The following is a 24871-nucleotide window of genomic DNA, read 5'->3' as shown; positions in this document are numbered from 1 at the left end:
TTATAGCTACAAATAGGACCGAGATTATAAATGAAAATAATAGTTGCCTTTTCAATATTTGGTTTTTATAAATTAACCATAACTTCAACATAAAAAGCATTTAACAATTACTTTTTAGCAGGTGGTTGGTCATGAATAAGTGAGGCGACAACGAAAATAGTTGGAAATTTTTACAACACCAAAAAATGTAATCGTTAAGTTGACTTGTAAAAATTCATTTCATCCAAGTACTCCCAAACCAATTCAGGTAACATGGGCTTTACGTCTTTACCGTCCTTAATAGATTGACGGATAAAAGTTGATGATATTTCCATAATGGGAGCATCAATAAAATGTACTTTATTGTGCTTGTGAAATTGGGTATCTATAGTTCCCTGTGAAACCCTAGGATAGACATACAAATGATGGTTTTCGAGGATGAGTTCGTAGTTTTTCCATTTGTGGAAACTCTTTAAATTGTCTTCGCCCATAATCAAGGCAAATTCATTTTTTGGGTATTTTTCTTGTAAATGTACCAGCGTATTTATGGTATAGTTGGGTTGGGGCAGATTAAATTCAATGTCGCTAGGTTTTAGGTTGGTATACTCTTTTGTAGCGCGATATACCATTTCCAAACGTTGGTAATTGTCCAATAAGCTGTTTTTCTTTTTAAAGGGACTGTGCGGGGTCACTACAAACCAAACTTGATCGAGATCGCTGTATTCCACTATATGGTTGGCAATTATTAAATGGCCTACATGTATAGGGTTAAAGGAACCAAAGAACAAACCAACTTTCATTATTAAAGAATTAGTTAAGAGTTAACAAAATCACCTATAATGGTTTCGGCATCTTTGAGCGCTTTTTCCAAATGGTCATTTTCTATAATCACATCAAATAAAGGTGCTGTTGCTAATTCTGCTGATGCTTTGGCAACACGCATATTAATTTTATCCTCGCTTTCGGTCTTGCGCTTCTTAAGGCGTATTTTTAGTTCGTCTATACTGGGTGGTTTTACAAAAACAGCAATGGTTTGCTCTGGATATTTACGTTTTATGCGTAAACCACCAGACACGTCAATATCGAAAATAACATGTTTGCCTTTCGCCCAAATACGTTCCACTTCACTTTTTAAGGTGCCGTAAAAATTATCGCGATATACTTCTTCCCATTCCAAAAACGCTTCATTCTTTATTTTGTTTTTAAATTCCTGAGCCGATAAAAAGTAATAGTCTTTGCCGTCGACCTCGGTACCCCGTTTTGCTCTGGATGTTGCCGAGATTGAAAATTCTAAATTTAAACGGTCTATGCCTAATAAGTGTCTAACAATAGTGGTTTTTCCAGAACCTGAAGGTGCCGAAAATACAATAAGTTTACCTTGTTTAGAGTTGTTGTTTTCCACGAAAGTTTTTAAATTTTTTATACTGAAGAAGGTACTTCCTAAAGTACGTTTAATAATTGTTCCTTTATTTTTTCGAGTTCATCTTTCATTTGAACCACTAACTGTTGCATGGGGGCATAGTTGCTCTTGGAACCAATAGTATTAATTTCCCGACCCATTTCCTGACTTATAAATCCGAGCTTTTTGCCATTGGAGTCTTTAGAGTTTAAACACTCAATAAAATAGTTTAAGTGGTTTTTTAAGCGCACTTTCTCTTCGGTAATGTCCAATTTTTCAATGTAGAAAATAAGCTCCTGTTCAAAGCGGTTTTCGTCGAACTTATCTTTTAGGTCTTCAACACCTTTGTTTAAACGTTCCCGCACCCCTTCAATACGTTCGGGATCCATTTTAATAACATCATCTAGGATAGCATTTATAGTGTTAACTCTATTTCTAAAATCGGCTTCCAGAACTTTACCTTCATCCAAACGGTGATCGTTTAAATCGTCTATGGCTTTTTTAATTTCGGCTTCAATGATTTGCCATTCATTTTCATCAATTTCTTCACGAACTGTATTTAGGGCATCGGGAAAACGAACGGCCATTTTAAGAAGCTCTATTTCATCCCCATTAACAACATTTCTTAATTGTTCTATATACTGTTTTACAACAGGGGTATTTATTTGAGTTGAAGTATCTTCTGCAGTTGTTTCAACATAAATGGAAAAATCAACTTTACCGCGTTCCAATGCATTGGCCAGCAATTTTCTAATCGCCAATTCTTTTTCCCTATATAAAGAAGGCATTCTCGCATTGAGATCAAGGTTTTTGCTGTTGAGCGATTTAAGCTCTATGGTTAATTTTTTTGTTGGTAATTGCAATACAGATTTTCCATAACCTGTCATTGAATGTATCATAAACGGATGTTTTAAGTTATGCAAAAGTACATGAATTTTTTCATTAGAAATGTGTATGGCCTTTTTTGAGCATACCTTAGCCATAGGATTAAAACAAGTTTATGTAAATCTTTCTGCCTATTGGCAGAAAGATAGTGGTTATATTTTTCTTAAATTTTATGTTTTTTAGCGGCGATGATTAGTTCTTTTGAAGTTAGGGACATTAATTTAAGGAGTGTATTCAATAGCCTGAAGATAATCGTTGTTGTTGGCAACCAAAATAATTTGTTTGTCACCAACCTTAATAGTTTTCATTTGTTTGGCATCCCCAGGCGTAAAGAAACCACTTTCTTTAATTGATGTAGGGTGGAAATCACCTGCTCCATTACCTTTTAGCAGCAACCCTGTGCCTGCATCATTCCTGGGTGTTTCAATTTCTGAGGTAAATAGGTTTCCTGTTATAAGTAGGTCTTTATTACCATCGGAATCATAATCGTTAATTAGTATGCTGTTGATTGATGAAACCTGTGCCAGAGAGGGCAGCGGTTTAATGTTAAAATGCCCCTCGCCTAGGTTTTCAATATATGCTGAAGCAAAGGTTTTGGATTTTAGGTTTAAAGCATCACTTAGTGATGTTCCGTAAATATCGGCCAAATCTGAATTGCCAAACGCTTCATAGGTAGGGAATTTTTCTTTTAAAGAGGGGATTTGTTGTGTAGAGCAACTTTTTCCCCTAACAGGAAATGCTATACCATGTTCGTAATAGCTTAGCACGATATCAAGACTGCCATTGTTATCAAAGTCGTAGCTATATACTTCGAAAGGTTCTTCAACAGAAGCTTTGTATTTATAATTTAGGCCTAGATTGCCTACAATTAAATCGCTGTCTTGGTCATTGTCCATATCGGTCACTTTAACACTGTAATACCAACCTTCACTATTAGGTATTGATTGTTTATTAAATTTACCTTCTTTAGTCTGGTAAAAGAAGGTTATGGGCATCCATTCTCCCACAACCACAAGGTCATTTAATCCATCTTTATTGAAATCTCCCCAATCGGCTGAGGTAACCAGTCCCAGATTTTTAAGGTCTGGAGCTTTTTCTTTGGCTACATTAACGTAATGTCCTCCTTTGTTTTCCAGAATACAACTGGTAGCGGGCAACGGGTATTTACGGGGTGTTAGCCTACCACCAATAAAGAGGTCTATATCACCATCCTTGTCAAAATCATTGGGGATGACACACGATCCGCTGGTATAGTCTTTTGGAAGTTTATTTTGGCTTTTAGAGAATTTACCTCTACCATTATTTATATATAATCGGTCTTGTAGCTCTGGGGCATCTACATTAAATTCATTACCTCCACTAACAACATACAGGTCCAGATCGTTATCGTTGTCTACATCAACAAAGGTAGCCCCCATATCTTCACTTGCCTGATCCTGTGTCCATGCGCCTTGTTGAATTTCGTTAAAAGTTCCATTGTTATTTTGAATGAAAAGTTTTCCTGAAGCCCCTGCAGCACCACCTAAAAAGAAATCATCTTTGTTGTCGCCGTTGACGTCGCCCACAGCTATAGCCGGGCCAAATTGAGACATTTTATGGGGTAATAAAACTTCATACTTGAAATCATCGTTATTATTTTCGATATGCCTTATTTGAGAAAGATTTAAAGCTGCGGTAACTTCCTTAAACATGGTTGTTTTTGGTGCACTCTGTTTATCCGTTTCGTTTTCGGAAAGGTCTTTTGAAATTTGATATACTTTATTGGCTTCCAGATTATTTATTGTTTTTTCACTCCCATCAGGCCACTGGATAACTGCTTTTTCTATTGTATTCTGATCTCCAATACCGAAGTGAGCGATATCTTCGCATTTCGACATGTAGCCTCGAGAGTTCACTATTTGGTTAACCTGCCATATCTTATCTGCTTTATATAGGATTATTTTTGTGCCATAAATAATTCCATTTTCATCTGTAGACATTTTAAATCTCAAATAATTCCCTGTCTTATTTTCTACAGCATTATTTCTATAGAGTAAAGCATTATCATCGATGTTATTAATCACAAGATCCAAATCGCCATCATTATCAAAGTCTGCATAGGCTGCACCATTTGATAATGTTGGGAGTTCCATGCCCCAATCCTTAACTTTGTTGCTAAAGGTTAAATCGCCATTGTTTTTATATATGTAATTTGGGAGCTTATCTGTAGGAGCCATTTCAACAAATTCCATGACGTCTATCATTTTTGTTGGGTCCATATTTTGTTGTTGAGCAACTTTTTTTATGCTATCCAGTTTTTGTTGGTATTTGTTAAGTAGGTCACTATTACGAATATTACTTTTTATACCATTGGTAACAAAAAGATCTTTAAAACCGTCATTATCAAAATCGGCAAAAAGGGGTGCCCAACTCCAATCGGTGTTCGTTACACCTGCTAATTGCCCCAGTTCACTAAATGTCCCATTCCCATTGTTCCTTTGTAGCGTATTAAACATGTACTGGTAATGGCCTCCTTTATTGACAATATTCCAAAATTTTTCCGGTTGCATGCCTCCCATGTGGGTCTTTATTCTTTTGTGATCTTCTGCTACCATATCTACAACAACGATATCTAGATTGCCATCATTATCATAATCTGCAATATCGCTTCCCATACTAAAGAAGGATATATGTTTCGTAGCTTCACGAATGTTATCTTTAAATGTGCCATCTTTTTGATTGATGTACAAATGGTCGGCCACATCGAAATCGTTGGAAACGTATATATCTTGCCAACCATCATTATTAAAATCTCCAACTGAAGCTGATAGCCCAAAGCCAAAATTTCTGATATTGCTGGATATAGTTTGGTCTTCAAATGTCCCATTGCCGTTATTTTTGTAAAGCCTGTCACTAAAAAGTATATCGGAGAAGCGTGTTACATTCATTTTATCACCAATATTTGGAATACTTGGAGGTTGGTTTACCACATAAACATCTAATAATCCATCATTGTCATAATCAAAAAATATTGCTTGTACAGAAAATCCTTTGTCATTTAATCCAAACTCGGCTGCTTTTTCGGTAAATGTTAGGTCGCCATTGTTAATATAAAGTTGATTGGCGCTTTTGTGGTTTTCAAGATAGATGCTTCTGCAAACGTAGATGTCTTGGTCACCATCATTGTCTATATCTACAAAGGTGACTCCCATAGACCATTTGTTGTCTTGGCTAATGCCAGCTTTAATTGAGATGTCTTCAAATTTAAAATCTCCTTTATTTAAAAACAACCGATCCCTTACCTGATTTCCTGTAAAAAAGATATCTTGAAGCCCATCATTATTGATGTCTCCAACAGCCACACCACCTCCAGATATGAATTCTGAATTTATCATATGGTTGTTTTCCCTAGTTTGTTTGACGGTATTGCTAAAAATTAAATTAGAATGATCTTGAGAAATTATAGTAAATAGTGAATCACTTTTTATTTTTTCCTTTGTTTTATTTTGGCACCCAGAAATAATTAAGAGTATTGCTAAGTGAACCATGATTGTTCTAATATGTATCATTCTATTTTGATTTTTAAAATTAATTAGGAAATTGTTGCAGTATCATTTTAATGAAAAAAACGCCTGTAAAATGAGACTATTCTATAGGCGTTTTATCATTAAATTAACTAAACTACTTTTTATCCCACCATAATTTGGTGTTGTTTTTATCATTCCCTCCTAATTCAGGACTTGCTATTGCGGCATTTACTGCTTCTGAGTTTGTGTTGAATTCACTAGTTGTATAGATCATTCTTCTCATAATTTCATTTGCGGCAACATCAGGGTTTTCAGATTGAACTCTTGCATATTGCTTTGGATATCCTGTTCTTCGTAATTCAGCCCAGGCTTCCCATCCATTTGGATATAATGCTAACCATTTCTGTGTTATAATTTGTTCAAGTTGTTTTTCTGGGTCGCTATAAAATGCTACAGGGATATCTGTTACAGGCATAGCTCCAGAAGCATAAGGGACGGGTACATTGTTACTTGTTATGTAGGCTTCAATATCAGAGGCGCTAGCTCCTGTTTGTTGAGCCATAGACATTCTAATACCATCGGCATATAAGTCGCTGGCGGTTCCACCCATGTTCCATCCTTCCAATGCTCCTTCAGCTCTTAAGAAGAATACTTCAGCTGCATTCATTATTTCTATTGGAGGGTTTTCACCTCCTTTGGCCACATCGATGTATTTTGTTGCCAAATCTGAATGGCTAGCATTTTGACTGGTCTGTAAAGTGACCTTAGTTTGGCCATTCAATAAGCCTTCATAGGGATTCCCATCACCATCGGAATCACCATCTATAGCAGGCGCAAAATAGGCACTAATACGAGGGTCGTCATAACCTTTTAAGATACTTTCCATGGTAGCGCTCATTCTAAATTCTCCCCAATCGGTAATGGTCTCTAAAGGATTTCTATTGGTGTCATCGACAACCACACTGGCATTATCGTCATTTGTTAAAAATACACCATCAGCCACCGCTTTTTCAGCCTCGCTTTTGGCTTTTGCTGCATCAACATATTTAATTCTCAAAGCCAAACGTAGACGAAGGCTATTTGCAAACTTTAGCCACTTGTCTGCATTTCCGCCGTAGATGCGATCGCCTGCAGCGAATGAAGTAGCTCCAGAATTTGCTTTTAATTTACTAACCGCATCATCCAAAGTTGTAAAGAAATCAGTGTAGATGCTTTCTTGAGAATCGTATGGAACGGATAACTCTTCATTTCCAAATTGGCTATAAGGGACTGGTCCCCAATAATCTGTAATTCTATGGTAAGCATGTACTCGCCATATTTTTGCCATGGCATTACCTACATCATTACTATTGGCAGCGGATAGGTCTTCTATTAATTTTACTTGAGGAGCAGCTTCTCCATAAAAGGAGCTCCACGCTAAATCTGCCCATCTACCTACTTGTACATAGCGATCGGAGTCAAATCCAGATGCGGTGGTTGCAAAGTACTGGCACCAAATGTCTGAGAACAAATTTTGAGATATTTGGAAGCGCCAGTGTAAACCATTTACCGATGTGTATTGGGCTTGGGCAAATACCTGAGCTTGTAATGCTTGGCTACTTTCTAATTTATCGGTACTTAAAGTTAGCGGATTGGTGTTCAGTTCTTCGAAATCGCCAGTACAATTGAATATTATAATAGGCGTAAAGAATACTATAATTGATTTTATTATTGTGTTTTTCATTGTCATGTCTTTTTTAGAATCCTAATTTTAAATTTAATCCGATACTTCTTGTGGATGGAGGCGCAAATGATTCAAATCCATCTGCACTTGTATCAGTGCCTGTAACAACTTCTGGATCGACAGTAGCGCTGTTAGAAAAGAAGAATAAATTTCTGCCAACCAAAGATATTTTAGCCTTTTTAAAGGGGGTCTTGTCTAGCAACGATTGTTTAAAACTATATCCTAATGTAATTTCACGCATTCTAATATTTGATGCATCTTCAACGAAAGCTTCTCCCACAGGGGAATTTCTACCGCCTAAGTTTGCCCATAAAGTTTCAGAGTCAACTTGAATATTATTAGGGGATCCATCTTCTGTCACGGCAGTATTATTAGAAAATATGTTCTGGCCAAATACCAATGAGCCATCTCTGCCAGCTAGGGTTCTGTTAAGTGCGCCGTCAGAAAGTAAAATAGCATTGGTGAATGACACTACCTGTCCACCTTGGCGGATATCAATTAAGAAACTTAAGTTGAAATTTTTATACCTAAAAGTATTGCTTATACCACCCAACCAATCGGGGTTGTAGTTTCCAATGTTAACATCTTGACCGGAGGTGATTAATGGAACTCCATTGGAGCCAACAATAACTCTTCCTTGATCATCTCTTTGGAATCCTCTGGAAAATATAGTTCCCCATGCTTCACCTTCAATTAGCTTAAATTGTCTAACAAATTCACCACCAAAGCTTAAACTTTTGATGCCTTCTGCTAATCTTGTAACCTTGCTATTGTTTTTGGTAAAGTTTACTGCTACATCCCAAGAAAAGTTTTCTGTTTTTACTGGTGTACCCGTTAAGATTAATTCAATACCGTTATTTTGAATATCTGCACCATTTATAAATTTGGTAGAGATACCAGATGTAGTGGTAACTTGTTGGCCAAATAATTGGTCAATACTATTGGTTTTATAATACGTAAAATCAAGGCCTAAGCGGTTTTCTAAAAAGCGTGCATCAAAACCGAATTCAAAAGATTTTGTACGTTCTGGTTTTAAGTTGGCATTAGGAAGTGTTGTTGATAGTTGTATGAAACCACCAGGAACTAAGTTAGCGGTCCTTACCAAGCTGAAGGCTTTTGTATCATTTCCTACTTCTGCATAAGAAGTTCTTAGTTTTAAATAAGAAAGAAAATCAGGCAATGATACTAAGTCTGAGACAACAGCACTTACACCAGCAGAAAAATAGTCAAACCTATTATTTGCTTTGGGTAAAGTAGAACTCCAATCGCTTCTGTAGGTCAAATCCAAGAAAAGAGCATCATTATAGCCTAACCGACCAAAACTATATAAAGAGTTAACCTCTTTACGGCCTAAAGTTTGGCTTGCTGTTAAGTTGGACGCATTACTAATGGCAAAAATATTAGCAGCGTTTAATCCGCCATTGCTTGTAGACACGGTTTTAAAATTAGAAATCCTATGGTTTCCACCTACGCTAAGGTCAAAGGAAAGTTTATCATTTATTTCTTTGGTATAGGTTAATAAAAAATCAGAGTTCCATTCCAAAGAATTCCCATTTTCAGTAAGGTATTCTCCATTATCAGCAATAATATAAGAATCATTGTAATCTTTATCCTCTCGGGAATTTGTTTGTTGATCGACAGATGTCCTTGCAAGCAAACTTAAATTGTCATTAAAATTATAAGTGAGAGAAAGATAGCCTATAACTCTATTGATTGTAATTTCATTTAAGTTCCTGTTAATGGTCCAGTAAGGGTTAGCGCCACCATTATTTCCGGGGTCCCAATAATTCTGTCTTATATTTCCGGTGGCTGCTTCAATATATTCGAAGGTACGAATATCAGATGTTCTAATGTTTCTAGGTAGTCTGTAGGCATGGCGTAATGGATTTGCAAAGCTTTCTCCAGTGTCTAATTGATTATCAATACTTGTTCTTATGTAGTTAACTTTTGCGCTTAGGTTTAATTTATCGTTAATTAGTTTGTTATCAATTTTTAGGCTTACGTTATGTCTTTCTAATTCATTTCCAGGAACAATTCCTTTTTTTATGTCGTTTGTATAACCAAAAAAGGTTTGGTTCTTTTCACTTCCAGAACGTACAGAGATGTTATTGGCAATACTAACTCCAGTATTAAAAAAATCTTTAACATTGTTTCTCTGAGCAGAATAAGCATAAGGGTTAGTACTTAATTCGGGACTCGGTGACCAGTGTGCAACAGAGCTGCCGTCTAAAGAAGGTCCCCAGGAGCCTAAAGAAGCAGGATTGTAAACACCGCCACTTCCTTGGCCATATTGATTTTGATAATCGAAGAGGATATTGGCTGTTTCGGTGGTAATTGTAGAGCTTAAATCAACACTTACTCTATCTTTACTGCCAGACTTTGTTGTTACGATTATAGCTCCGTTATTTGCTCGGGCACCATAAAGAGCAGCTGCATTAGCTCCTTTAAGTACGTTTATCGATGCTATATCATCTGGACTTAAATCAGAAATATCACCTCCTAGTGGAACACCATCAACAATGTATAGCGGTTGACTACTGCCTGCAATTGATCTATTACCTCTTAGTACAACTTTGGAAGCACCGCTAACACCATTTCCTGAACGCTGAATTGATAAACCAGCTACTTTACCCGATAGGCTGTTTACTAAGTTTTGATTTGGTCTTGCCTCATCTATACCATCTACATCTACATTTTGAGTAGCATAGGTTAATGATTTTTTTTGCCGTTTAACACCAAGCGCAGTTACTACAACTTCGTCTAAACTTTCGGCATCTTCAACCATAACCACATCAATGGAGTTTGTGTCCCCTACGGTAACCGAAACAGATTTCAAACCTACAAACGAAAATTCCAAAATATCGCCTTTTGATGCTTGAATGGTATAATTCCCATCAAAATCTGTTTGTGTTCCAACTGTTGTATCCTTAATTATTATGTTTACCCCAGGAACAGGGGCTCCATTAGTATCGGTTACAGTTCCTTTGATTTCATTTTGAAGTACACTTTCAAAGAATGTTTTAATTTCTTCATGAGACTTCTCGTTGTTTACAAGGTCGTCAATAACTTCAATAATAGACGTATTATCTCTAGGGAATAATATAATTTGGTCCTTTAATAGCCTGTAGTCTATATTGGTGGTTTCAAACAAGTTGTTAAGAACTTGAGTAAGCTCTTGGTCTTTTGCTTCCAAAGACACTTTTTTTGTTACGTCAATTAAGCTGTTGTTGTAAAAGAAATTGAGTTCGGTTTTCGTTTCTATTTCAGCGAAAACTTTTTCAAGTTCAATGTTCTTCACATCAATTGTAACATTTTGTCCATTGGCCTCAACAGCAAAAAGCCTTGTCATGGTAACAAAAAGTAAGAGCATGTAAATTTTCATAATCCGTAAAAGATTTTTTTTCATAATTTTGTTTGGTTTAGAGGGTTATTACTTTCCGGAGTGATAATTTGAACTGGAAAGAGAATGTGGAGGCATTCTCTTTCTTTATTTTATATCATCCCAGAGTTTTATTTCCTTGTTTTTAACAGAGTACTTAATAGGTGAGGAAATGGTTAACACCTTAAGTACTTCATAAATACTTAAATTGTCGAATGTACCTGTATACTCATAGTTTAATAGTTTTTGTGAATTAATATTAATTTTAACGTTATATTTTCTTTCTAAGTCAATTGCAACTTCATGCAAGGGCGTTTTGTTAAAAATTAGGCTGCCATCTTTCCAGGCCACAACATCGTGTGATTTAACCTCTTCAATTTCCATCTTGTTTTCTTTTTTATAGAAAACGGCTTTTTGGGAAGGAGCTAATATAATAGGGGTCTCTTCGTCTTTTATAAGCTCTACTTTTCCTGTCACAAGCGTGGTTTCTATTTTTTTGTCCTTGCTATAGGATTTTACATTAAAAGAAGTGCCAAGGACTCTTATTTTAAGATTGTTGGAGTTAACAATAAAAGGTTTGTAGATGTTTCTTTTAATATCAAAAAAAGCTTCCCCAACAAGGGTAACTTCCCTTAGGCTGTCATTAAATTCTTTGGGGTATATCAACTGACTGTCTGCATTGAGTATTATTTTGGAACCATCTGGTAGATAAACTTCTTTTCTATCGCCTCTTTTTGTAGTAAAGCGCACGCTACCATCAGATTTAGCAATAGTTGCTTTTTGGGGATTTTGAATAATGGTTTCCGAATTGTTAACAAGAACACTAGAATTCCATAAAAGAGCTATTATAACTATTGCAGAAGCACATCCATATAATAATAGTTTCTTAGGCTTTCTCTTTTTTATACTGTTTTTAAACCTTTCAAAAAAGACGCTATTATTTACTGGGTTATTAGGAATGTTTTTAAATGTGGATACAACATGCTCAGCCTTTACCATATTGAATTTCTTATGGTTGTCTGGATGCTTTCTAATCCATTCTATCGTTTTTCTTCTTTCGATAGCATCTAATTCATTATTTAAGTACTTTATAAGTTGTTTTTTGTTCATTTTAAAGGTCTGCTATTAATATGACGAAATTAACCATGGGTATCCCCTAGTCGAAATGTGTTTTTTTACGAAGAGACAAGTTTTATGTTATAGAAAATGAAAAAAATCTCGAAGCGATACCCTTAAATGTTTAAGGGCTTTTGTTAAATGGTTTTCTACTGTTTTTGGAGAAATATTCATTTTTTTTGATATCTCTTTATGTTTAAGTCCTTCAATTCTACTCTTAATAAAAACGTCTTTGCATTTTTCAGGAAGGAGGTTGATGGACTTTAACACAGCTTCATTTAACTCCCTCTCAAGAACCAAAGAAGCGGCATCATCGGAAAGTGCATTATAATTTATGGAAGCTTCTAACTGAAGTAAATTGTTTTCAATATTCAATTGTTGCTTTTTGGTTCTTAAATAGTCTAAGCATGCATTTTTAGTGAGCGTGTATATATATCCGTTTAAATTGGATTTAATATTTTTCTTAGACCAGATTTTAATAAATACATTCTGTATTATTTCTTCGGCATCCTCTCTATTGGCTATATAATTAGAGGCTAAGAACAAAAGTTTTGATTGGTATAGGTTAAATAATATTTCAAAAGCAGCGACGTCACCTTCATTAATTGAATTGATGAAATCTTCATTATTTATGCTAGCTATATTGCTCAAAAAGAAGCTTTTAATTTAGGTTGGTGAAATATTATGATGGTTTGACCAAATTTAATGTAAAATTATTGAAGAAATCAATTAATTTTTATAAATATTTATTTTGAAAGGGTTTAATATGTTGTTGTTCAGTGCTTTGTATTGTGTTAAACTTTGCTTGGAAGGAGGTTTAAAGTTGGATTTTTAACAAATACATAAGTGTGTATAATTCTAGATGAATTTTTGTTATTTTCTAATCAATGTCTTTAAAGCTTCAATATTAAATATTTTCAACCTATAGATGTGATTTAATTTATTGATAACTACATTTGTCTTTAAAGATTAAAAAAGCCTAATGAAGAATTCAAAGTTTCTTGTTGCAATAATTTGTGGTGTTTTTATGATAGTATCTTGTAAAAACACAAAATCGGAATCCATAAAGTCTAATGATGATGAAAGAGGAGCTATTATTTCAAAGACCGAGCGTGATAGTCTTATTGCAAATCCGCCTAAAGGGATGGTATGGATTCCCTCAGGGACTTTTTTGCAGGGTGCTGTACCACAAGATAAAATGGCGATGAAACATGAAAAACCCCAACACGAAGTTTATGTAGATGGGTTTTTTATGAATATTACTGAGGTTACCAATGCCCAATTTAAAAAGTTTGTAGACGAAACAGGATACATTACCATTGCCGAACGTGATATTAATTGGGAAGAGATGAAAAAGCAATTGCCAGAGGGTACACCAAAACCACATGATAGCATATTACAGCCAGGATCATTATTGTTCAAGAAAACAAAATCTTCTGTTCCCAATCTTTACGATTTTTCGCAATGGTGGCAATGGGCTATAGGTGTAAATTGGAAGCACCCCAGCGGACCAGAAAGTACTTTGGATGGCAAGGATAACCATCCAGTAGTCCACATTGCCTATCAAGATGCCTTGGCCTATTGCGAATGGGCTGGCCATCGCTTGCCCACAGAAGCCGAGTGGGAATATGCCGCTAGGGGTAAAAATAAAGATGTTACTTACTTTTGGGGGGATGATCGTTCTAAATTGTCTCAAATGGCAAACAGTTGGGAAGGTGAGTTTCCAGTGTATAATACTTTAGAAGATGGTTTTGAAAGGACAGCGCCAGCAAAATCCTATCCGCCAAATAGTTTTGGCCTCTACGATATGGCCGGAAATGTTTGGGAGTTCACTTCAGATTGGTATAACGTGAACTATTATCAAGAGCTTGCCAATACCAATGGACTAACAAAAAACCCTAAAGGAGCCGATAAAGCTTATAATCCGAACAATCCATATTTACAAGAAAAAATAATTAAAGGAGGTTCTTTTTTATGTAGTGATTCCTATTGCGCAAGTTATAGGGCTTCTGCTAAAATGGGAACAAGCATGGATTCTTCTGCAGAGCATATTGGGTTTAGAACAGTAGTGACTATGGAAATGTTGAGTAGGGATTAAATCGTTTGTCCAAAAGCAGTAAAGTAAATTTTATTAAACAATAAAAATGATTTTAAAAAAAGTTAACATTCTATTCTTTTGTTTGATGGTGGTGGTATTATCGGCTTTTAAGTATGAAACTGGTAATGGTTTAGAAAGAACCACTATAAAAGTAATTAGTTATAACATTTGGAATGGCTTTGACTGGGGTAAGGATGTCAATAGAAAAAAAGCATTTATAAGTTGGGTAAATAAACAAAAGCCAGATGTGTTAGCGCTTCAAGAACTTTGCGGATACACTCATGAGAAATTATTGGAAGAAGCTAAAGCTTGGGGGCATGGTTATGCAGAAATTTTAAAGACAGATGGTTACCCCGTTGGAATTACTTCGAGCAAGCCAATAGAAATAAAAGAAAAAATTCTAGAGAATATGCATCATGGTGCATTGCATTGTAAAACGGCTGGAATTGATTTTTTTGTTGTGCATTTCTCGCCATTTAGTTACAAGAAGAGACTGGAAGAGGCAAAAATTATTCTGAATAGACTGTCAAAACTATCAAGTGAAGAAAGTAGATACATGATTTTAGGAGATTTTAATGCGGTTTCACCTTTAGATGCCGATTTATATAAGGATAAACCAACTGTGGTCGCTTCCATGCAAGAATCGGAAAAACAACATGAACACGTTCGAAACCTTTTTAATGACCAGTTAGAATATGGGGTGTTAAGTACATTTTTAAGTTTTCCCTTAATGGATGTTACTCAAAAGTATACCCAAGGATGGGATGACCGCATAAGTTTCCCTACACAGGTTTTTGAAGTAGAAAAGGGCAAGGGTAGAAGCGAAAACTCCATCCGTATAGATTATATTTTAGTTTCACCTATACTGGCTAAAAAATGTATTAATGCAACAGTGGCAAATAAGGAAGATACTTTTTATCTGTCAGATCACTATCCAGTAGTAGCAGAATTCAGTAAATAAAGGTTTTTAAATAATGGTAGTTGAGTGAAAAGTGTGTAAAAAAATTAGGAGCAAAGCCTTGGCCTTACTCCTAAAAAACTACAAAAACCATTTTTGATTTAAACTAAACTATTTACTAACTCAAATAATCTTAAACTATGGTACAAATTTACAAGTAGACATCATTGAAATCTACTAATAATAAGACTAGAACTAATACTTTTTTTGCACTTATAAGAGGCTTGTAGCATTTTTCATCATAAAATTGTTTAAACGAACTTGGGGTTTTGGAATATAAATGAAGTTGAGGGCTCCATTGTCTAGATATGAGATTTCTTTAAAGTTGCAATAAGAGGAGTTTAAAGAGTTATTTGGGCAAAAATAATACATACTTTGGTTTTATTTATAGTAGTGAATTAGGTTTTGTGAGCTTAAGTTTGTGTAATTTCCCTTATAAATTAAGAGTGGGGTTTATAGTATAAAGAAAGTTCAATAAGAAAATAAAACTTTTAACTATCAAAGGTTTTGTGCCTAAGGACACTTTTCAATGCTTTCATAAATTGGAGGGTGGCCATTAATAATCAATAGATAAAGCTTATGAAATATTCTCAATCTATTTTAATTTTAGTTTTTACCTTAAGCGTTTTAGTGTGTAAAGCACAAGATAAAGTTTATGAACCTACTTGGGAGTCTTTAGACACAAGACCAGTTCCAAATTGGTTTCAGAATGCTAAATTTGGGATATTTATTCATTGGGGACCTTATTCGGTGCCTGCATGGTCTCCTAAAGGAACGTATTCCGAATGGTATCAATATTGGTTGCAAAGCAAATCCCTATTTGGAAATGGAAAGTTTAAAGGGGATGAAGTCGTTAATTTTCATAATAAAACCTATGGTGAAAATTTTAGCTATTATGATTTTGGTGAAATGTTCAAGGCCGATTTGTTCAATCCAGACGATTGGGCAGAACTCTTTGAGAAAGCCGGGGCTAAATACATTGTATTAACTTCTAAGCATCACGACGGATTTACGCTATGGCCCAATGAACAGGCTAACGACAGGGGCTTTGCTTGGAATAGTATGGAAGTTGGCGCTAAACGGGATTTGGTAGGTGAACTATCTACTGCAGTAAAAAAAACCGATGTTAAAATGGGTTTGTATTATTCCCTTTATGAATGGTACCACCCTTGGTGGCAAAATGATAGAGAACGTTTTGTAAACGATCATTTTATACCGCAAATAAAAGATTTGGTAGTAAAGTATGAACCAGATATTTTGTGGCCCGATGGTGAATGGAGTATGGAAGCCGATAAGTGGAAGACTAAAGAATTCTTGGCATGGCTGTTCAATGAATCTAATGTAAAGGAAACGATTGCTATTAATGACAGGTGGGGTAAAGGTGTGAGAAAACATCATGGGGGGTATTTTACTACCGAGTATGAAGCCGCAACACCAGAATTTAATAAGCCTTGGGAAGAATGTCGCGGAATGGGCTTTTCATTTGGATATAACCGAAACGAAGATGCACAGGATTATAATAGCCCTAAAGCTTTGGTGTTAACATTAATAAATATTGTAAGCACAGGCGGTAATCTATTGTTAGATATAGGTCCTGATGATAGAGGTAGAATACCCGTTATTATGCAGGAGCGTTTATTGCAAATAGGCGGTTGGTTGGAAACCAATGGCGAAGCAATTTATGGTACGCGTCCCTGGAACCACTCGTTTCAGTGGTCTTTAAACGGAGAAAAGAATTATATGCCCAAGCAACATTATTTAGGGGGCGATGTTATTTTAAAACAGACCGTCGACCCAGAACCGGGATATGCTGTTAAAGAGTTGTTTTTTACACAAAATGATGAGGCTTACTTCGCCATATCGCCTAAATGGTCTGAAGAAGTAACGATAAGAAATTTTAAGGGATCGGAGCAAGCAAAAATTACATTGCTCGCTACTGGTGATGTATTAAAAGGGAAACAGGTCGGAGATGATTTTATAATCGAAATGCCGAGTTACCAACCTAATAAAATGAAAGCAACGGATGTTTATGCCTATGCTATTAAAATAACAAAAAAATAAAGTATTAACCCATGTACAGACTATCCAGTTTACTAATTGTTTTATTGATTTCCGTTTCTTGCAATCAAAAAAGAGGATTGGTATTAAATACCAATAATACTATTGAAATTAAAGAAGGCGAATCTAAAGATTCCATTGTATTAAAAGCGGCTCATGTGGTGCCTACGCCCAATCAGTATGAAGCACTTAAAAATGAATTTATAGCGTTTATACACTTCGGCCCTAATACGTTTACTCGTATGGAATGGGGCAATGGTATGGAAGATCCTAAGATTTTCGATTTAAAAACCTTAGATACCGACCAGTGGTGCGAATCCATGAAAAGTGCCGGAATGAAGATGGTGATCATTACCGTAAAGCACCATGATGGCTTTGTGCTTTGGCAAAGTCGCTATACCAAGCACGGCATTATGTCTACAGGGTTTAAAGATGGAAAAGGTGATATTTTAAAAGAACTGTCACAATCCTGTCAAAAATATGGATTGAAGTTAGGTGTGTACCTATCGCCAGCCGATTTATATCAAATAGAGAATAAAGAAGGCCTTTATGGTAATTTAAGTAAATATACAGATCGAACCATACCTAGACCTGTTGAAGGACGTCCGTTTGCCAATAAGACAACTTTTACGTTTAATGTAGACGATTATAATGAGTATTTCCTAAATCAGTTATTCGAACTGCTTACCGAGTATGGTCCCATACATGAAGTGTGGTTCGATGGCGCCCACCCAAAACGGAAAGGCGGGCAAAAATACAATTATTTGGACTGGAAGGAATTAATAAGCGCTTTAGCTCCAAAGGCTGTTGTTTTTGGTAAACAGGATATACGTTGGTGTGGTAACGAAGAGGGTAGAACACGAGATACCGAGTGGAATGTTATACCGTATAAAACCAATCCGCATGAGATGAATAGCTTTGCCGATATTACGGGTGAAGATATAGGAAGCCGGGAGAAGTTGTATGATGCCAAGTTTTTACATTACCAACAAGCCGAGACCAATACCTCCATTCGCGAAGGATGGTTTTATAGGGACGATGATAAACAAAATGTACGTAGTGCAGATGATGTGTTCGATATTTACGAGCGTTCGGTAGGAGGGAATTCCACTTTTTTATTGAACATACCACCTAATAGAGATGGCCGTTTTTCAGATGAAGATGTTAAGGTACTAAAAGAAGTGGGGCAGCGTATAGAGGCGACCTATGGAACCAACTTGTTTGAAGGAGCCTCTGGACCAAATAAAGTGTTGGATGCAGACATGGAAAGTTATGAATTGTTGGATCCTTCAAATGAAATAATCATTACCACCCAAGAACCTGTGACCATTAACCGCCTAGTGCTTCAGGAAGCCATAGCAACGCATGGAGAACGTATTGAAGCACATGCCCTTGATGCTTGGGTCGATAATACCTGGAAAGAAATTGCAAAAGCCACCAATGTGGGGTATAAAAGTATCCTGCGGTTTAAGGAGGTGACTTCCAATAAATTTAGAATTCGAGTTACGGCATCACGTTTTGTGCCTGCAGTTTCAAATATTTCTGCGCATTATTATAAAACGCGGCCCCCACAATTGGCCATTTCAAGAACCTTAGACGGTAAGCTTAATATCGCGCCCAAAAAGCATGATTTTGGTTGGAAACCGCATGGGGAAGACGCCATTAATAATTTGAACACAGGATATGAGATCCGCTATACAACCGATGGAACGACACCAACAAAATTGTCCAAATTATTTAATGATTCTGAAATTGTAGCATCAACCCAGGTTAAAGCCCTTGCCATTGATAAGGAAGAATTGGGCAGCGTAGCATCCTATGTGTTTGGTATTTTGAAAACTGACTGGAAGCTTGTTGGAACCGATAGCGATGCCAACAAACATCCGGGAACCGATGCTTTTGATGAAAACCCAGATACCTATTGGCAGTCTGAAGCAAAAGGGGATGCACATTATCTTACTGTCGATTTGGGACGTTCTTATAACCTAAAAGGCTTTGCGTACACCCCTCAAACAAAACATGCGGAGGGCATGATCGAGCAAGGAACCTTTAAAGTAAGTGAGGATGGTAAACAATGGCAAACAGTTGAAGCCTTTGAGTTTGGAAATCTAATCAATGACCCTGTAAAAAGAAGTCATTACTTTAAGAATACAGCTGTGGGTAGATTTATTAGAATAGAGTCTAAAGCTATTGCGGGAGGAAAGCAAACAGCAGCTATTGCTGAGTTGGATATATTTGAATGAACACATGTACGCTTGAATGGAGCAAATCGTAAAATATAATGTGATAGTCGTTTTATTCTTTTTAGTTAGCCTAGGTTGGGCTCAAAAGAATACAGATGAATTGCGCTTATATGATAATTTCAAACCCATAACTGCCGATAATGTTTTTAAAACAGAGGGCTATTACAATTGGGGAACTTCAATACTAAAAGGAAAGGACGGTCTTTACCATATGTTTTATGCCCGATGGAAAAAAGACTATGGGTTTACAGGTTGGCTTACCCATTCTGAGATTGCACATGCCATTTCTAAAAATCCCGCCGGCCCATGGCAATTTAAGGAGGTGGTTTTAGAAGGGGCTCGTAATAACCGATGGGATGCAATAACAGCACATAACCCTAAAATAAAATATTTCGATGGGAACTATTATCTGTATTATATAGCGACCAATTTGGGAGATAAAAAATTTACAGAAGAAGAACTCATAGAAACAGCCCATACAGGCTATAACCATCCAAACTGGAAAATTTTACGCCCAAACCAACGTGCCGGTGTGGCGGTTTCCAGTTCTATTAATGGTCCTTGGAAGCGTATGGAGGCCCCGTTAATAGAGCCTTCGGGACCTATAGCAACACTTACCGTAAACCCAGCTATCGATAAAGGGAAAGATGGCAACTATTATTTAATCGTTAAAGGTGATAAGCCCAATGAAAAACGTTTTATAAGAAATCAAGCAGTTGCTGTTTCAAAATCACCTACAGGACCTTTTAAAATGATGGATGAGCCCGTAATCGATTATATCGATACCGAGGATATGTCTGTATGGTACGATGAAAGTAGAGACCGTTTTTATGGTGTTTTTCATGCACATGGCTTTATAGGTATGGTCACCTCGCCAGATGGGGTGCATTGGAAAAAGGCCAATGAATATGTGTTAATGCCCAAAAAGTTAAAAATGGCAGATGGTACTATGCTTGTTCCCGATCGTTTGGAACGACCCTTTATTTATCATGAAAACGGAAAACCAAAAATATTAAGCCTTGCGGCCAAAAAAGGAAACGAATCCTATAGTGTTTTTATCCCCATTGAAGAAACAGCATATCCCAAACCAAACAGTAGGCAACTGGCTTGGCAAGAAGCAGAAATGGGCGTGGTTTTTCACTATGATCTGCATGTGTTTGATGGTGTAAAATACGGACAAGGAAATAATAGGATAGATCCTGTTCCCGATTATCAGATCTTTAATCCCAAACACTTGGACACCGACCAATGGGTTAAGGCGGCCAAGGATGCCGGTGCTAAATTTGCCATATTAACAGCAACGCACGAGACCGGATTTGCCTTGTACCAATCCAATGTTAATCCCTATTGCTTAAAGGCAGTAAACTGGCGTGACGGTAAAGGGGATATTGTAGCCGATTTTGTAGCATCCTGTAGAAAGTATGGGGTTAAGCCCGGTATTTATTTAGGTATCCGATGGAATTCCTTTTTAGGGGTTCATGACTTTAAGGTCAATGGCGAAGGTGCGTTCCGGGAAAATCGTCAGAAGTGGTATAACCAGATGATAGAAGGTATGGTAAAGGAGCTGTGTACCAATTATGGAGAACTTTTTGAAATTTGGTTTGATGGTGGTGCCGATCATCCCGATAATGGCGCCCCAGATGTATTGCCTATAGTAAGGCAGTATCAGCCAAATTGCCTGTTTTATCATAACGGGCAACTGGCAGAAGCACGTTGGGGTGGATCCGAATCTGGAACAGTTGGCGATCCGTGTTGGGCAACATTCCCTTATATAGCAACAGGTGCAGGAGAAAGTGCTAGAAAGAATATAGCAACTAATAGTTTTCAATTACTGAAAGAAGGCGACCCTAACGGCAAATTTTGGATGCCCGCCATGGCCGATGCACCCTTAAGAGGCTATAATGGACGTCATGAGTGGTTTTGGGAACCCGGTGATGAAGCACATATTTTCCCTTTGGAAAATTTAATGGATATGTATTACAAATCTGTAGGCAGAAATTCAACCCTTATTATGGGCTTAACACCTAATACCGATGGTCTGTTACCAGAGCCCGATGTTAAACGATTAAAAGAATGGGGCAATGAGATTAAAAGGCGATTTTCTAACCCGTTAAAAACAACATCTGGCACAGGAAACAAATTAACCATTAAGTTAAAGCAAGCCACAGAAATCAACCATATTATTATCCAGGAAGATATTACTCATGGCGAACGTGTAAGGGCCTATGTTGTGGAAGCTTTCGTTGATGGTAAGTGGAAATTGTTGTATAGCGGAGAAAGTATTGGGCACAAACGAATAATACAGTTTGAAACGGTGAAAGCTAGTCGGTTAAGACTTAGAATTTTAAAGAGTGATAGAGAACCTCGGATAAAGAATTTTAGTATTTTCAATGTAAATTAGGTAAAGTGGGACAAAAAAAGCAGCCATATAAACTAATCTACGTAATACTACTGTTAACCGTATTTGTTACAAGTAGTTTTTATGATGACAAACCCAAAATACTAATCATAGGAGATTCTATTTCTATTGGTTATATGCCTTTTGTAAAGGAAAGTTTATCAGGTGTAGCCGTTGTGGAGCATAACCTTGGCAATGCACAACATACAGGTACGGGGTTAAAAAACATTGAAGCTTGGATAGGTGATACCAATTGGGATATTATCCAGTTTAATTGGGGGCTTTGGGATTTGTGTTACAGGCACCCCGATTCAAAAGTGTATGGTAACAGGGACAAAATAAACGGAACCATTACCTATACAGTGAAAGAGTATGCCGATAATTTGGAGGCTATAGTACAGATGATTAAAAAAAAATCGAATGCAAAGCTCATTTTTGTAACAACCAGTTATGTGCCTAATCAAGAGGCTGGAAGATATACAAATGATGCTAAAAAATATAATAAGGCCGCTAAGAAAGTTATGCGAAAATATGATGTGGTTGTTAACGATATATATAAGGCATCAAAAGTTATTCATAAGGAATATGGCATAGGAGACCATGATGTCCATTACACCAAAGAGGGGTATATGAAGTTGGGCGAAAAAATATCAGAATTTTTATTAACTCAAATAATGACTAAAATTTAAGCGAATGAAAATAAAGTTGATAATTGTCGCACTTTGCATTTGTATATTACAGGTTTCTTGTGATAAAAAACAGAAAAAAGAGATAGAACAGGAAACTGTAAACCCTCCTAATATTGTTTATGTACTGGCAGACGATTTAGGGATTGGCGATGTTAAGGCCTTTAATGCCAATGGTAAAATAGAAACACCTAATTTGGACAAATTGAGCGCTGATGGTATAATATTCACCGATGCCCATACCTCTTCATCGGTTTGTACACCTACGCGTTATGGAATCCTTACAGGGCGATATAATTGGCGAAGTGAACTCAAAAATGGTGTTCTAACGGGAACCTCCAAAGCTTTAATTCCGAATGGCAGGGCTACAGTAGCATCATTTCTTAAAGAAAATGGCTATTACACTGGTTTTATAGGGAAGTGGCATTTGGGATGGGATTGGGCAAAGACACAAAGTGATAGCTTATTAGGAAATGGATGGGATCCAGGAGACTTTAAAAATATCGATTTTTCAAAGCCTATAACAAATGGGCCAAACGATGTAGGCTTCGATTATGCCTATGGACATTCCGGATCCTTGGATATGGCCCCTTATGTATATGTTGAAAATGGTATGCCAACTGCTATACCCGATACCATAACGGTCAATAAGGCAAAATACTCATGGTGGCGGGAAGGGCCTACAAGTCCCGATTTTGTTCATGAAGATGTAACGCCCAACTTTTTTAGAAGGTCGTTTAATTTTATTAAGAAACAGGCTCAAGAAGAAAAGCCATTCTTTTTATATCTGGCACTGCCATCACCCCATACACCTATTTTGCCAACCGAGGAGTGGCAGGGTAAAAGTGGGTTAAACCCTTATGCCGATTTTGTGATGGAAGTCGATGACTATATGGGACAATTGCAGGCAGCCATACAGGAAGCGGGAATTGAGGATAATACCATCGTCATTTTTACAAGTGATAATGGTTGTTCGCCACAAGCAGATTATGAGGTTTTGGCAACATTTGATCACGATCCAAGTAGTATTTATAGAGGGCACAAAGCCGATATTTTTGAAGGAGGCCATCGTGTGCCGTTTATTGTAAAATGGCCGAGTAAAGTAAAAGCAGGGTCTGTTTCGAACAAAACAATATGTACTACAGATCTGTTTGCAACCTGTGCCGATATTGTAAATGCAAAGCTGAATGATAATGAAGCAGAAGATAGTTTTTCGCTATTTCCGTTATTAATGAATAATGAACAGGAGTTTAAGCGAAAGGCAACCATTCATAGCTCTATAAATGGAAGTTTTGCCATTCGGCAGGGTGATTACAAATTGGTGATGGCTCCGGGTTCTGGTGGTTGGAGTTTTCCAAGGCCCAACTCAAAGGAAGAAAAGACATTACCAGAGATTCAATTGTATAATTTGGTAACAGACCCAGGAGAAACACAAAACATTTATAAAGAGCACCCTGAAAAAGTAACCGAGTTAAAGACTTTATTGGAAAAGCAAATCCTGGAAGGAAGAAGTACACCGGGTAAACCACAGAAAAATGATGAGGTAGACCACTGGAAACAGATTGATTGGATAACCAAAGTTCATAGTGATTAAAAAAAAGAGTAGCCCCATGACCAAATTTATAATTGTTTTATTTGCCTTAGTATTGGTTAACTGTAATACGTCTCGATCAGTTATTACAGATGAGTATATTTTCGTTCAAAAGGATACCTTGCAGACATCGAAGTGGCAAGTGGTGTGGGAAGATCATTTTGACCAATCACATATTGATACAACAAAGTGGGCAAAAATTCCTCCGAATAAAGCCGATTGGGGAAATTACATGTCCGATAGCCCTGATTGCTATAGCATTTCAAATGGTAAACTACACTTAAAGGGGATTGTTAATCCAGATACTATCGCCGATTCTCGGCCATTTTTAACAGGAGGCATTTATTCCAAGGGTAAGTTTGCTTTTCAATATGGAAAAATTGAAATACGAGCCAAATTGGAAAGTGCAAAAGGAGCCTGGCCGGCCATCTGGTTATTGGCAGAGCAAAAGAAGTACGGGAAGTACCCAAGAAATGGAGAGATTGATATTATGGAACATCTCAATTTCGATAATATAGTCTATCAAACCGTACATTCCTATTATACCTTGGAGCTCAAACAGAAAGAACATCCACTTTACTATAAAACAGCAAATATAAATCCAGACGACTTTAATACCTATGGATTGGAATGGTATCCAGATCAATTGGTGTTTACGGTTAACGGTAAAATAGCACATACTTACCCTAAATTAGAAGGTGCCGATCCTACCCAATGGCCGTTCGATCAGCCTTTCTACATATTAATCGACCAGCAATTGGGAGGTTCCTGGGTAGGTGATGTTGAGCCTAATGACCTTCCAGTAAATATGATCATAGATTGGGTGAAAGTGTATCAATGAAGTTATTATAA

General features: G+C 36.7%; 16 protein-coding genes. 8 read left to right on the top strand and 8 right to left on the bottom strand.

Annotated elements, in window-relative coordinates:
• Positions 1-194: 194 nt before the first annotated feature.
• The 8 genes from nadD to MR062_RS05490 form a co-directional block, all read right to left on the bottom strand.
• A complete protein-coding gene (gene nadD / locus MR062_RS05525) occupies positions 195-779 on the bottom strand; it encodes a nicotinate (nicotinamide) nucleotide adenylyltransferase (protein WP_242203092.1) in 585 nt (194 codons plus the stop codon).
• A 14-nt stretch (positions 780-793) separates the two neighbouring features.
• Positions 794-1381, bottom strand: coding sequence for a guanylate kinase (gmk, locus tag MR062_RS05520; protein WP_242203091.1), 588 nt, complete (start codon positions 1379-1381; stop codon positions 794-796).
• A gap of 38 nt (positions 1382-1419) precedes the next feature.
• Positions 1420-2277: a YicC/YloC family endoribonuclease gene (locus MR062_RS05515; RefSeq protein WP_242203090.1), complete on the bottom strand. Its 858-nt coding sequence runs from the start codon at positions 2275-2277 to the stop codon at positions 1420-1422.
• Positions 2278-2484: 207 nt separating this feature from the next.
• On the bottom strand, positions 2485-5811 hold the full coding sequence (locus MR062_RS05510) for a VCBS repeat-containing protein (protein WP_242203089.1): 3327 nt from the start codon (positions 5809-5811) through the stop codon (positions 2485-2487).
• Positions 5812-5923: 112 nt separating this feature from the next.
• Positions 5924-7492, bottom strand: a complete 1569-nt coding sequence (locus MR062_RS05505) for a SusD/RagB family nutrient-binding outer membrane lipoprotein (protein ID WP_242203088.1) — start codon at positions 7490-7492, stop codon at positions 5924-5926.
• A gap of 13 nt (positions 7493-7505) precedes the next feature.
• Complete coding sequence (locus MR062_RS05500; RefSeq protein ID WP_242203087.1) at positions 7506-10898, bottom strand: SusC/RagA family TonB-linked outer membrane protein; 3393 nt, start codon at positions 10896-10898, stop codon at positions 7506-7508.
• Positions 10899-10979: 81 nt separating this feature from the next.
• The gene (locus tag MR062_RS05495) at positions 10980-11981 is read right to left on the bottom strand and encodes a FecR family protein (protein WP_242203086.1); all 1002 of its coding nucleotides are present in this window, start codon (positions 11979-11981) and stop codon (positions 10980-10982) included.
• 87 nt (positions 11982-12068) lie between these two features.
• Positions 12069-12638: an RNA polymerase sigma-70 factor gene (locus MR062_RS05490; protein ID WP_242203085.1), complete on the bottom strand. Its 570-nt coding sequence runs from the start codon at positions 12636-12638 to the stop codon at positions 12069-12071.
• Between the two features lie 331 nt (positions 12639-12969).
• Between MR062_RS05490 and MR062_RS05485 the strand changes: the two genes are divergently transcribed.
• The 8 genes from MR062_RS05485 to MR062_RS05450 all read left to right on the top strand — a co-directional run bounded on the left by MR062_RS05485 (position 12970) and on the right by MR062_RS05450 (position 24860).
• The gene (locus tag MR062_RS05485; RefSeq protein ID WP_242203084.1) at positions 12970-14085 is read left to right on the top strand and encodes a formylglycine-generating enzyme family protein; all 1116 of its coding nucleotides are present in this window, start codon (positions 12970-12972) and stop codon (positions 14083-14085) included.
• Between the two features lie 46 nt (positions 14086-14131).
• The gene (locus MR062_RS05480) at positions 14132-15046 is read left to right on the top strand and encodes an endonuclease/exonuclease/phosphatase family protein (RefSeq protein WP_242203083.1); all 915 of its coding nucleotides are present in this window, start codon (positions 14132-14134) and stop codon (positions 15044-15046) included.
• A gap of 576 nt (positions 15047-15622) precedes the next feature.
• Entirely contained in the window at positions 15623-17104 is a 1482-nt protein-coding gene (locus tag MR062_RS05475; RefSeq protein WP_242203082.1) for an alpha-L-fucosidase, read from the top strand.
• 11 nt (positions 17105-17115) lie between these two features.
• Positions 17116-19344, top strand: coding sequence for an alpha-L-fucosidase (locus MR062_RS05470; RefSeq protein ID WP_242203081.1), 2229 nt, complete (start codon positions 17116-17118; stop codon positions 19342-19344).
• A 16-nt stretch (positions 19345-19360) separates the two neighbouring features.
• Positions 19361-21745 (top strand): alpha-L-fucosidase, encoded by a 2385-nt coding sequence (locus tag MR062_RS05465; RefSeq protein ID WP_242203080.1) that lies wholly within the window; start codon positions 19361-19363, stop codon positions 21743-21745.
• Between the two features lie 5 nt (positions 21746-21750).
• On the top strand, positions 21751-22431 hold the full coding sequence (locus MR062_RS05460) for an SGNH/GDSL hydrolase family protein (RefSeq protein WP_242203079.1): 681 nt from the start codon (positions 21751-21753) through the stop codon (positions 22429-22431).
• A 4-nt stretch (positions 22432-22435) separates the two neighbouring features.
• Positions 22436-24022, top strand: coding sequence for a sulfatase family protein (locus MR062_RS05455; RefSeq protein WP_242203078.1), 1587 nt, complete (start codon positions 22436-22438; stop codon positions 24020-24022).
• Between the two features lie 16 nt (positions 24023-24038).
• Positions 24039-24860 carry a glycoside hydrolase family 16 protein gene (locus tag MR062_RS05450; protein ID WP_242203077.1) on the top strand — a complete coding sequence of 274 codons (822 nt, stop codon included), beginning with the start codon at positions 24039-24041 and terminating at the stop codon, positions 24858-24860.
• Positions 24861-24871: the final 11 nt, after the last annotated feature.

This window comes from Aestuariivivens insulae, from assembly GCF_022662195.1.
Lineage (GTDB): Bacteria > Bacteroidota > Bacteroidia > Flavobacteriales > Flavobacteriaceae > Aestuariivivens > Aestuariivivens insulae.
This window is presented reverse-complemented; position numbering and strand designations above follow the sequence as displayed.

Bases quoted from the DNA above. Each gene is read 5' to 3' on its own strand.
- nadD (WP_242203092.1), bottom strand. From the start codon at position 779: ATGAAAGTTGGTTTGTTCTTTGGTTCCTTTAACCCTATACATGTAGGC.
- MR062_RS05515 (WP_242203090.1), bottom strand. From the start codon at position 2,277: ATGATACATTCAATGACAGGTTATGGAAAATCTGTATTGCAATTACCA.
- MR062_RS05510 (WP_242203089.1), bottom strand. From the start codon at position 5,811: ATGATACATATTAGAACAATCATGGTTCACTTAGCAATACTCTTAATT.
- MR062_RS05505 (WP_242203088.1), bottom strand. From the start codon at position 7,492: ATGAAAAACACAATAATAAAATCAATTATAGTATTCTTTACGCCTATT.
- MR062_RS05500 (WP_242203087.1), bottom strand. From the start codon at position 10,898: ATGAAAAAAAATCTTTTACGGATTATGAAAATTTACATGCTCTTACTT.
- MR062_RS05495 (WP_242203086.1), bottom strand. From the start codon at position 11,981: ATGAACAAAAAACAACTTATAAAGTACTTAAATAATGAATTAGATGCT.
- MR062_RS05485 (WP_242203084.1), top strand. From the start codon at position 12,970: ATGAAGAATTCAAAGTTTCTTGTTGCAATAATTTGTGGTGTTTTTATG.
- MR062_RS05480 (WP_242203083.1), top strand. From the start codon at position 14,132: ATGATTTTAAAAAAAGTTAACATTCTATTCTTTTGTTTGATGGTGGTG.
- MR062_RS05475 (WP_242203082.1), top strand. From the start codon at position 15,623: ATGAAATATTCTCAATCTATTTTAATTTTAGTTTTTACCTTAAGCGTT.
- MR062_RS05470 (WP_242203081.1), top strand. From the start codon at position 17,116: ATGTACAGACTATCCAGTTTACTAATTGTTTTATTGATTTCCGTTTCT.
- MR062_RS05465 (WP_242203080.1), top strand. From the start codon at position 19,361: ATGGAGCAAATCGTAAAATATAATGTGATAGTCGTTTTATTCTTTTTA.
- MR062_RS05455 (WP_242203078.1), top strand. From the start codon at position 22,436: ATGAAAATAAAGTTGATAATTGTCGCACTTTGCATTTGTATATTACAG.
- MR062_RS05450 (WP_242203077.1), top strand. From the start codon at position 24,039: ATGACCAAATTTATAATTGTTTTATTTGCCTTAGTATTGGTTAACTGT.